8 protein-coding genes and 1 tRNA gene are annotated in these 10,754 nt (G+C 67.0%); all 9 read left to right on the forward strand.

From position 1 onward, the window contains the following. The first annotated feature begins 14 nt into the window (after nucleotides 1-14). The 9 genes from JW958_06875 to JW958_06915 all read left to right on the forward strand — a co-directional run bounded on the left by JW958_06875 (nucleotide 15) and on the right by JW958_06915 (nucleotide 10,614). Nucleotides 15-1,214 (forward strand): tetratricopeptide repeat protein, encoded by a 1,200-nt coding sequence (locus JW958_06875; GenBank protein ID MBN1825972.1) that lies wholly within the window; start codon nucleotides 15-17, stop codon nucleotides 1,212-1,214. Then, the gene (locus JW958_06880; protein MBN1825973.1) at nucleotides 1,154-2,176 is read left to right on the forward strand and encodes an SPOR domain-containing protein; all 1,023 of its coding nucleotides are present in this window, start codon (nucleotides 1,154-1,156) and stop codon (nucleotides 2,174-2,176) included. The genes JW958_06875 and JW958_06880 overlap by 61 nt, the downstream gene beginning before the upstream one ends. A gap of 1 nt (nucleotide 2,177) precedes the next feature. Then, nucleotides 2,178-4,790 (forward strand): DNA mismatch repair protein MutS, encoded by a 2,613-nt coding sequence (gene mutS, locus JW958_06885; protein ID MBN1825974.1) that lies wholly within the window; start codon nucleotides 2,178-2,180, stop codon nucleotides 4,788-4,790. A 1-nt stretch (nucleotide 4,791) separates the two neighbouring features. Next, nucleotides 4,792-6,546, forward strand: a complete 1,755-nt coding sequence (gene mutL / locus JW958_06890) for a DNA mismatch repair endonuclease MutL (protein ID MBN1825975.1) — start codon at nucleotides 4,792-4,794, stop codon at nucleotides 6,544-6,546. Next, nucleotides 6,543-7,481 carry a tRNA (adenosine(37)-N6)-dimethylallyltransferase MiaA gene (gene miaA, locus JW958_06895; GenBank protein MBN1825976.1) on the forward strand — a complete coding sequence of 313 codons (939 nt, stop codon included), beginning with the start codon at nucleotides 6,543-6,545 and terminating at the stop codon, nucleotides 7,479-7,481. Before mutL ends, miaA begins: the two co-directional genes overlap by 4 nt. A 49-nt stretch (nucleotides 7,482-7,530) precedes the next feature. Then, a tRNA-Gly gene (locus JW958_06900) sits at nucleotides 7,531-7,606 on the forward strand. 573 nt (nucleotides 7,607-8,179) lie between these two features. Then, nucleotides 8,180-9,505 (forward strand): ribosome biogenesis GTPase Der, encoded by a 1,326-nt coding sequence (gene der, locus JW958_06905; protein MBN1825977.1) that lies wholly within the window; start codon nucleotides 8,180-8,182, stop codon nucleotides 9,503-9,505. Then, nucleotides 9,502-10,146 (forward strand): glycerol-3-phosphate 1-O-acyltransferase PlsY, encoded by a 645-nt coding sequence (gene plsY, locus JW958_06910; GenBank protein ID MBN1825978.1) that lies wholly within the window; start codon nucleotides 9,502-9,504, stop codon nucleotides 10,144-10,146. Before der ends, plsY begins: the two co-directional genes overlap by 4 nt. Before the next feature lie 120 nt (nucleotides 10,147-10,266). Continuing rightward, a complete protein-coding gene (locus JW958_06915) occupies nucleotides 10,267-10,614 on the forward strand; it encodes a MerR family transcriptional regulator (GenBank protein ID MBN1825979.1) in 348 nt (115 codons plus the stop codon). The last annotated feature ends 140 nt before the right edge of the window (nucleotides 10,615-10,754 follow it).

The following is a 10,754-nucleotide window of genomic DNA, read 5'->3' on the forward strand; positions in this document are numbered from 1 at the left end:
AGAGCCGGTACGCGATGGACGGATTCTCCTGGAACGAAGGGGCTTGGCCCTATCTTCTGGGCGCCGCCGCGTTGGTGGTGATCGCGCTCGTGGTTTGGCTCGCCCGCCGGGTCCGCCGCGCCCGCCCGCCCCGATCCCGCTACCTGGAAGCGCTGAACGCGCTTCTCGAGGGGGACGAGGAGACGGCGCTCCGGGAGCTGCGCGAGACGGTTCTCGCGGAACGCACCAATTTCGACGCCTACCTGCGGCTCGGCAACCTTCTCCGTAAAAAGGGGGCGGTGGACCGGGCGCTCCGCATCCACCGCGATCTCGACGTGGGCACCTTCTTCCGGCGCAAACTCTCGCGGACGGAAAAGCTGCGGGTCCGGGAGGCGATCGCCGACGACTACATGGCGGCGAGGCGCGCCCGGGACGCCCTGCGCGTGCTCGGCGATCTGCTCCGCCAGAACAAGGCGAACCCGCGCATCCGGAGCAAGATGGTGTCCATTCACGAGCGCCTCCAGGAGTGGGACCGCGCCTTCGATCTGTACCGGGAGGGCTTCCGCATACGAAACGAAGCGGCGTCGGCGCCGATCGCGCGCTACCGGGCTTTCTGCGGATCCTCTTTCGAAAAGGCGGGGGAGAAGGAGAGGGCGGTCGAGGCTTACCAGGACGCGCTCAAGATCGACCCCAAATGCCCCGAGGCGCTATACCGGCTGGGCGCGTTTTATCACGAACGGAAGGACCTGGAAAACGCGATTCTTTACTGGTCGCGTTTCCACATGGCCGCGCCCGATCAAGCCCATTTGACCTTCGTGCGTTTCGAGAACGCGCTCTTCGAGACCGGCGACCTGAACCGGATGGAGGACGTGTACCGGATGATCCTCGAGGAGGCGCCGACCGAGGAACACACTTTACTCAACCTCTCTTTGTTTTACGCAAGAAGAGGGGAAGCGGATTCGGCCCTCGAAACGGCCCGGGAGGCGGTGGAGCGCAATCCCGCCTCGGCGGCCGCCCGAGACCGGTTGGTTCAGCTCTCCATCGAAAGCCGGGCGTCGGACGGGGCACTCGCGGACCTCATCGCGTTCCTCAAGAACCACCCGCCGCCGGACCGCTCCCTCTATTGTTCTCAGTGCGGCTACCGGGCGGAGGAACCGTTCTGGAGGTGTCCCCAGTGTCTGTTATGGAACACGATCTTCACCGGACCGGCCCGCACCTCTTCGGCCTCTTCCTGATCTACCTGCTCACGTTTTTCGGAGCCGCCCGCGCCGATGACGAAATCCGGCGCCGGGCCGAGACGTGGATCGCGGAAGGGCGCTACGAAGAGGCGCGCGCCGAGTTGCTTCTCTACGCCGAGAGCGTTCCCGGAACGGACGCCGCCCGGGAGGCGCGCTTCCGGGCCGCCGGCCTGGAGAGGGACGGCGAGGCGTATCGCGCCGCCCTGGAGGGCCTGCTCGCCGAGAAGGAGGACGCGCGGGTCCGTCTGGCACTCGCGCGCTACCGGTACGCTCTCGGCGCCTACGAGGGGGCGGCCGAGGACTTCGACCTCGCCGCGAACCATCTCGCCGAGGCGGAGCGCGCCGACGCGCTCTGCTGGCGCGGCGCGTCGCTGATCGCTTCCGGCCGCGTCGACCGGGGCCTGGACATTCTCCTCCGGGTCGCCCGCGGGGAGGGGACTCCGGCGGAGCGGGCCCGTTTCCTCGCCGCCCAGATCCAACTGCGGGAAGGGGAAGCGGGCCGGGCCGCCGAGACGGCGGCGCCCCTGTTGGAGGGGTCGAATGATTTCGTCCTTCCCGCGCTCCACCTCCGCGCCAAAGCCCTTCTCGCCTCGGGGCGGGTGGAGGAGGCACGCGCCGCCTTCACCGAAGTGATCGACCGCGCCCCGGGGAGCGCCGAGTCGGTGGAAGCGCGCCTCGGCCTCGGCGCGGCCGAGCAGGCGGAGCGCGCCGCGGGCGGGAACGGATATTACATTCAGATCGCAAGTTTCTCCGACGGGGAAAACGCGCGCCGCTATTTGGAGGACCGCCGCGCCGAAGGAGTGGGTGCGCTCTCCCTCGCCGTCGTGCAGGAGGGAGACAAGACGCTTCATAAGGTGCGGATCGGTCCCTTCGCGGACGAAGAGGAGGCGGAGCGCGCGCGGGAGAGGCTCGCCGGCCAGGGCCTCGAGGGACACGTCGTCCGGGAGGATGGGGAGTAGGATGGAGGCGCGCACCCCCATGATGCGCCAGTACTGGGCGATGAAGGAGCGCCACCCCGAAGCGATCCTTTTCTTCCGCATGGGGGATTTCTACGAAATGTTCCACGAGGACGCGGAGACCGCTTCGCGCGTCCTCGGTCTCACCCTAACGAGCCGCTCCAAAGGGGAGGAATCGCCGATCCCCCTCGCCGGCGTTCCCTGGCACAAGGCGGACCACTACGTGGATCGCCTGCTGCGCGCCGGTTTCAAGGTGGCGATCTGCGACCAAACCGAGGATCCCAAAAAGGCGAAGGGGCTCGTCCGGCGCGAGGTGACCGAGGTGGTCACGCCCGGGACCGCGCTCGGCGGGGCGCTGCTCGAGGGGAACCGCCCCAACTATCTGATGGCGCTCGCGCCGGGCCGCTCCGGTAAAGAGGAGCGGGTCGGCGTGGCCGCCATGGACGTCACCACCGGCGACTTCCGGATCGGCGAGCTGCCGCCGGAGGAGGTGGAGGAAGAAGTGGCGCGTTTCGAGCCGGCGGAGGTGCTCGTCCCCGACGGGGAAGAGGCGCGCTTCGCCGGACTCGGCCGGAACGGGCGCGCGCCGATGATCAGCCGCGTCGAGGAGTGGCGCTTCGACGGCGACCAGGGGGAGAGGACGCTCCGCGATCACTTCGGCGTGGAGACCCTCGACGGCTTCGGATGCTCCGGCCTCCCTCTCGGTCTCGCCGCCGCCGCGGTCCTCTTCGGTTATCTGCGCGACTTGGGACGCGACAACCTCCATCATGTCGACCGTGTCCGCGGAATCGGCGCGCGCACCCATATGATCCTGGACGAAACGACCCGCCGGAACCTCGAGATCTTCCGGCCGATCCGTGAGGGGACCGAAGGGGCGACGCTACTCGCGATCGTGGACGGCTCGGTCACCTCCATGGGGGGGCGGCTCCTCCGGGAGTGGCTGATGCGCCCCCTGATCGACCCGGAGGCGATCGGCGCGCGTCTCGGCGCCGTGGAAGAGGGCGTGGAGCGGAGTGTCTGGCGTGAGGAGGCGCGCGCCCTTCTCCGCCGCTTCGGCGACCTGGAACGCCTCGCCGGCAAGATCGTGCTCGGCCGAGGGACGCCGCGAGACCTGGCGGCGCTCCGGGAGACTCTCCGCCGCGTACCCGCTCTGGCGGACCTCTTCCGCGAGGCGGCGAGCCCTCTCCTCCGCGAGATCGCGGAGAGACTCGAGCCGATGGAAGAGTTGGTCGAGAGGATCGCGCGGGCGATCGTCGACGAGCCGCCGGCGACGATCCAGGAGGGGGGAATCATCCGGGAGGGGTACGACGCCGAGTTGGACGAACTCCGCCGCGTCGGAACGCACGGGCAGAACTGGATGGTCGAGCTTCAGGAAGCGGAGCGAAAGAGGACCGGGATCCCGTCGCTCAAGGTCGGCTTCAACAAGGTGTTCGGGTACTACATCGAGGTGAGCAAAGCGCGGGCGGAGAACGTGCCCCCCACCTACATCCGGAAGCAAACGCTGGTGAACGCGGAGCGTTACATCACCCCGGAACTGAAGGAGCAGGAAGACCGAATTCTCGGCGCCGAGGAGAGGATCCGCGCGTTGGAGGAGAGGCTCTTCCTTGAGATCCGAAGCGTCGCCGCGGCCGAGGGAACGCGGATTCGGCGGATCGGAGGAGCCGCGGCGGAACTGGACGTGCTCCTCGGCTTCGCCGACGCCGCGGTGCGGAGGCGCTATGTCCGCCCGCGGGTCGGCGGCGGGACGGCCCTCCGCATACGAAAGGGGAGACACCCGGTGGTGGAGGCGCTTCTCGGGCCGGGCGAATTCATCCCCAACGACACGGAGCTGGACACGGAAAGCGAACAGATCCATATCCTGACCGGTCCCAACATGGCGGGGAAGTCGACCTATCTGCGGCAGGTCGCGCTGATCCAGATCCTCGCGCAGACCGGATGCTTCGTCCCCGCCGAGGAGGCGGATCTGGGCGTGGCGGACCGGGTCTTCACGCGGGTCGGCGCGTCGGACGATCTCGCCCGCGGGCAGAGCACCTTCCTCGTCGAGATGACCGAGACGGCGAACATCCTCCACAACGCCACCGAGCGCTCCCTCGTTCTTCTCGACGAGATCGGCCGCGGAACCTCCACCTTCGACGGCGTCTCCATCGCATGGGCGGTCGTGGAGTATCTCCACGCCCACGCCGAGACGGCGGCCAAGACGCTCTTCGCCACGCACTACCACGAACTGGCGGAGCTGGCGGAGCGCCTGGAGCGCGTGCGCAACTATTCGGTTCTGGTCAAGGAATGGCGGGATCGAGTGGTCTTCCTCCGCCGGGTCGTCCCGGGGAGCGTGGATCGAAGTTACGGCATCCAGGTCGCCCGCCTGGCCGGTCTTCCGGATGAGGTGATCCGGCGCGCCAAGGAGGTGCTCGCCGGTCTCGAGCGGGAACACGCGGTTTCGCCTTCGTCCCGCTCGGGCCGAGAAAATGACGCTTTTCAGTTGAACCTATTCAGCTCCGAAGAGGAGCGGGTGCTCGAGGAAATCCGCGACCTGGACCCGGAGCGGACCACTCCCCTGGAGAGCCTCCGTAAGATTCAGGAGTGGGGGGAGAGACTGAAGCGGGAGAGGGAGGCCTGAGATGGGGCGCATCCGCGTGCTCCCGGAAATCGTGGCGAACCGGATCGCCGCAGGCGAAGTGGTGGAGCGACCCGCCTCGGTGGCGAAGGAGTTGGTGGAGAACGCCCTCGACGCGGGCGCCCTCTCGGTGGAAGTGCGCGTCGAGGAGGGGGGAATCCGGCTGCTGGAGGTCTCCGACGACGGCTGCGGCATGGACCCGGAAGACGCCCGCCTCGCCTTCGAGCGCCACGCCACGAGCAAGATCCGCTCCGCCGAGGAGATCGAGACGGTTCGTTCCTTCGGCTTCCGCGGCGAAGCGCTGCCGAGCGTCGCCTCGGTGGCGGAGGTGGAGACGCTCACCTCCGCCGGCGGCGACGAAGCGGTCCGCATCGTCCTCAGGGGCGGGCGTTCCCTCGTCGAGGAGAGGGCCGGCCGTACACGGGGAACGACGGTGACGGTGCGGGACCTCTTCTTCAACACGCCGGCGAGACGCAAATTCTTGAAGAGCGAAGCTTCCGAGGAGAGGCGGATCCGCCGGGCCGTGATCGCCCACGCGCTCGCCCAGACCGGCGTCCGCTTCCGCTACGTCAAGGACGGCGAGGAGGTCTTTCATCTCCCCGCCGGGGAGGAGACGGGGCTCCGGGCGGCCCGTCTCTTCGGCGACGAGATCGCGGCCGCGCTGATCGCCGTGGACGGCCGGGAGAGCGGCCCTATCGTCTCCGGGCTGGTCGGAAACGTGGAGTCCGCCAGGGGAAGCCGGAGCTACCAATACTTCCATGTCAACGGGCGCCCGGTGGAACAGGGCCTCCTCGTGCAGGCCGCCACCGCTCCCTATCGGGAGTATCTGCCGCCGCGCCGCTATCCGATCCTCATACTCGGCTTGTTCATCGACCCCGCCTACGTGGACGTGAACATCCATCCCACCAAAAGGGAAGTCCGATTCTCGCCGGAGAGGACCGTCTTCGCGGCCTTGGAGGGAGCGGTCCGTCGAGCGGTCCGTTCAGAAGCGAGCCTGCCGCCGTTGTCCGCGGGGAGAAAGGAGGGGGGCGCCTCCGCGGGGAGTCCGGGCGTCGCTCCGCCCGCGCTCCCGCTCGGCCGTGAGGGGGAGTGGACCTATCACGCGCCCGCGGCGGAGCCGGGATTTCCCTCGGCGGAGACGGAGCGGGAGCGCGGCGCTCCGGCCGGGGAGGAGGGCCGGCTCTCGCGGGTCGACCTCTCCCGGGTGATCCAGGCGGGAGACACCTACCTGATCGCCGGCGGTCCGGACGGGATGGTGGTGGCGGACCAACACGCCGCGCACGAAAGGATCCTCTTCGAGGAGGCGATGGACCGGATGGAGAGGCGTGAGGGCGATTCGCAGTCTCTCCTCTTCGCCGAAACGGTATCCGTCGATCCGGCGCTCGTCTCGATCGCCGAGGAGTATGCCGAATGGCTCGGACGGGCCGGCTTTCTCGTCCGACCCGCGGGTCCCCGATCTCTCCTCCTCGAAGGGATTCCGCCCGGCCTCCGCCGCATCGCTCCCTCCGCCTTCCTGGTTCGCTTTCTGGAGCGGCTGGAGGAGGAGGGACGGGGAGACGGAGACAGGGAGAGGCGCGTCGCGGCGTCGATCGCCTGCCACGGCGCCGTCCGCGCCGGCGATCGCCTCACGCCGGAGGAGGCGCGGGCGCTCCTCGTCCGTCTCGCGAAGTGCAAACAGCCGTTCCGCTGCCCCCACGGCCGACCCACCTTCCTCGCCATGACAGCCGAGGATCTGGCGCGCCGCTTCGGCCGGACATGAGACGACCCCTCCTCGCCGTCGTCGGACCGACCGCGTCCGGAAAGACGGAGACGGCGATCCTCCTCGCCGGCGTGCTCGGCGGAGAGATCGTCTCCGTGGACGCCCGCCAGGTCTATCGCGGCCTCGACATCGGCACCGCCAAGCCGACCCCGGAGGAGAGGAGCCGCGCGCCCCACCACATGATCGACGTGGCGGACCCGGAGGAGACTTTTCACGCGGCCCGCTACGCCCGGCTCGCCGATCGTGCGATCGGGGAGATCCGCGAACGGGGAAACCTGCCGGTTTTAGCCGGAGGAACCGGCCTGTATCTGCGGGCGCTTCTCCGCGGCTTGGACCTGCCGGTCGGCCGGGACGAAACGATCCGCCGCGAGCTGAAGGAGAGGATCGCGCGGGAGGGGAGCGAGGCGCTCCATCGGGAGCTGGCCCGCGTGGACCCGGAATCCGCCCGGGTGATTCACCGGAACGACGCGATCCGTATCGTGCGCGCCCTGGAGGTGCACCGCTTGACGGGAGAGCCGCGAAGCCTTCTGCACAAAGGGGGCGGGCGGCGCCACGCCTGTCTCACCGCCGGTTTGATGCCCCCGCGGGATCTCCTTTATGGACGAATCGACGCGCGCTTCGACCGGATGATGGAGGAGGGGCTTTGGGAAGAGACGAAGAGTCTCCTCGACAAGGGTCTCGATCCGGACCTCCCCTGCTTCCGGTCGCCCGGATACCGGGAAGTGATCGCGGCCATCCGGGGACGCATGACCCGTGAAGAGGCGGTCGAGAGAGCCAAGGCGGAAACGCGCCGCTACGCCAAGCGGCAGATCACCTGGTTCCGCAAGGAGGAGATCTTCTGGGTCGACCCCGAGGAGGCGGAAGGCGCCGAGGGGGCCGCCCGTCGTATCCGGGAGTGGTACGAAAGGGAGGAGGCGGCGCGAACCCCTTCTTGACACTCCGTCCTCTTCCGTGCTACTCATGAAGCGTTCGAATCGTACACAAGCGGGCATAACTCAGTTGGTAGAGTATCAGCTTCCCAAGCTGAGGGTCGCGGGTTCGAATCCCGTTGCCCGCTCCATTTCTCCCGCCTCTTCGGACCGATTCCTACTGCGAAACCAACCTGTCCCCCTTGGGCCTCATTCTTCCGGCGCCCCTTTCCTCATAGTAGCTAGGGCTACGATTCCGGGAAGGGGCTTGTCCAGAACGCGACCCAAGGGGGACATCTTAGATTCTCGCTACGGAATCGATCCGAAGAGGCGGGAGGGGGAGAAAGAGCAGTACCGAGAAAGGGGAAGAGGTTCGTCCAGAATGGAATCCCGGGCGGTATCTCGAACCCTCGCGACGAAATCCTTCGGGAGAGGCGGGAGAGAGAGAAAGAAGAGTACCGAGAAAGATGGAAACGGGGCTTGTCCGGAACGAGGCCCGAGGGGACATCTAGGATTCTCGCTACGGAATCGATCCGAAGGGGCGGGAGGGGAAGAAGCGGAAAAGCGGGGAGGTGTCCGGCCCCGAAAGGAGGAGAACCCCTTCACAATCCACTTGAAGGACCGCTAACTCTCCTTTTTCTTGACTGATATCCATTCTTTCGTAATACTTTGCGCGAAGTTCGAACGATTCCACCCGAAAAGAGCCACCGGAGGTACCGTTCCGCATGCCCAACCATCCGCTCCCTCTGGTGACGCTCGTAGGACGCCCCAACGTGGGGAAATCCACCCTCTTCAATCGCCTCGTCGGCGGCCGCCGCGCCGTGGTCTCCGAAACCGCCAAAACGACCCGGGATCGGAACTACGGTGAGGTGGAGTGGTCCGGCCACCGCTTTCTCCTCGTGGACACAGGGGGGCTCCTCACGGGGAAGGAGACGGAGGGGATCGACCATCTGGTGGTCCGCCAGGTTCGCGCCGCCGTGGAGGAGGCATCGGTCGTCGTCTTCCTCGCCGACGCCCAAACGGGAGTGGTCGCCGCGGACCTGGAAGCCGCCCGGGAGATTCGTCGTCTCCGCAAACAGCCGATCTTGGCGTTGAACAAAACGGAATCGCCCAAAACCCTCGAGGAGACCTTCGTCTTTCTCGAGCTGGGGATGGGAGAACCAGTGCTCGTTTCCGCCGCCCATGGAACCGGCGTGGGTGACCTGCTCGACCGGATCGTCGCCGCGCTTCCGGAGGATAGAGGGGAGCGGATCGAGGAAGAGACGATCCGAATCGGGATCGTCGGCCGCCCCAACGTGGGAAAATCCTCTCTGGTGAACGCCTACCTGGGTCAAGAGAGGATGGTAGTGAGCGAGGTTCCCGGAACCACGCGCGACTCGATCGACTCGGTGATCCAATGGCGGAAGAGGAATCTGACGCTGGTGGACACGGCGGGCCTCCGGAGGAGGAGCCGCGTACACGAACCGATCGAATATTACGCGGTGCTCCGCTCCCACCGCGCCATCGAGAGGAGCGACGTCGTGTTTCTCCTGATCGACGCGGGCGAGTCGATCGGCGCGCAGGACGTGCGGATCGCCTCCGAGGCGGACCGCCTCGGCAAGGGAATCGTCGTCCTGCTGAACAAGATCGATATTCTCGACGAAGGGGGATCGGAGGCGCGCGCGCGTGAGGCTCGAACCAAGATGCCCTTCCTCTCTTACGCGCCGGTGCTCACCATCTCGGCCCTCACGCGACGGCGGATCGGTCGCGCCCTGGACCAGGCGATCGCCGTGCAGAAGGAGAGGACCCGCGTCATTCCGACGCCCCGCCTGAACCGAATCGTGGAGGAGGCGATCCGCCGGAATCCGCCGCCGGTCGGTCGGGGCTCCAACCGGATCCGGTACGCCGTGCAAACCGGCACCGCGCCCCCCTGCTTTCTCTTCTTCGCCAAAGAGCCCGAGGCGGTGACCCCCGCCTACAGGCGCTATTTGATGCGTTCGATTCGAGAAACGGTCCCCTTCCCGGGAACGCCGATCGTCATCCGCGTGAGGCAGAAGGAGGACCGTCGATGAGCGGTCTCTGGACGCTGCCGGTCGCCTATCTGCTCGGATCGGTGCCGCTCGGGTACTGGATCCCCCGCGCGATGCACGGAATCGACATTCGAACTGTGGGAAGCGGCAACACCGGATTCACCAACGTGTACCGCGCTGTGGGTGTGGTTCCGGGGCTGATCGTGCTCGTCGCCGACGTGGCGAAGGGGGCACTCGCCGTTCTTATCGCCCGCGCGGCGGGGGAGGGCGCGGGGCTGATCGCCCTCGCCGGCGCGGCGGCCGTCGCCGGTCACATTTGGTCCCTCTTTCTCCGCTTCCGCGGCGGGAAGGGAGTGGCCACCGCGGCGGGAGTGCTCTTCTCGATCCTCCCGATCGAGGCGGCACTCTCCCTCGCGGTTTTCGGCGTCACGGTCGCCGCCGGCCGTTATATCTCCCTCGGTTCGGTCGCGGCGGCGCTCTCCTTTCCGATCTGGACTCTGATCCTCGGGAGCCGCGCGCCGAACGGCGTGGAGCCGCCCTATCTGGCGCTTGCCGTCGTCATCGCCGCGCTGATCACCGTCCGGCACCGCGCCAACATCCGGAGGCTTCTGGCCGGGAAAGAGAGCCGTTTCTCCCTGAGCCGCGGGAAGGGAGAGAAAGAGGGACGACGCGACCGTGGATGATCCGCCTCGGAGAGGGAGAGAGCGTTCTCGATCGCTGGAACGAACCGATCGGGGACCGAGTCGCAAGGGACGACCCGGAACGGCGGGGGAACCGCCGGACAAAGGAGGAGGCGCGGGCGAATGAAGAAAATGCCCGAAGGGAAAATCTACTACTCCATCACCGAGATCGCCGAACTGACGAAGGTGAAGCCGCACGTGCTCCGCTACTGGGAATCGGAGTTTCCCGCCCTCACGCCCAGGAAAAACCGGGCCGGCAACCGCGTGTATCAGGGGAAGGACATCAAGCTCATCTTCCTCATCAAGCACCTTCTCTACGAGGAGGGGTACACCATCGCGGGGGCGAAGAAGAAGCTGGCCCGCAAAGGGGCGGTGGACGAGAAGGAACTCCCCCTCTGGGAATCGAGGCGCGAGGACCTTCTGGAGGCGCTCCAGAAGGATCTGGAGGAGATTCTGAAGACCCTGGATTGACCGGTTGTCCCTCGTAGGGGTCTTTGCTATACTTTTGCGTTCGTTCAACGAGCGGTTCGGCGACCATCGATCCTTCCTGCTGCGGAAACGGATCGCGGGCTGTAAAATCGATTCTCCGTCGGCCCCTTCCTCATCGTAGC

This window comes from Candidatus Eisenbacteria bacterium, from assembly GCA_016930695.1.
Lineage (GTDB): Bacteria > Orphanbacterota > Orphanbacteria > Orphanbacterales > Orphanbacteraceae > JAFGGD01.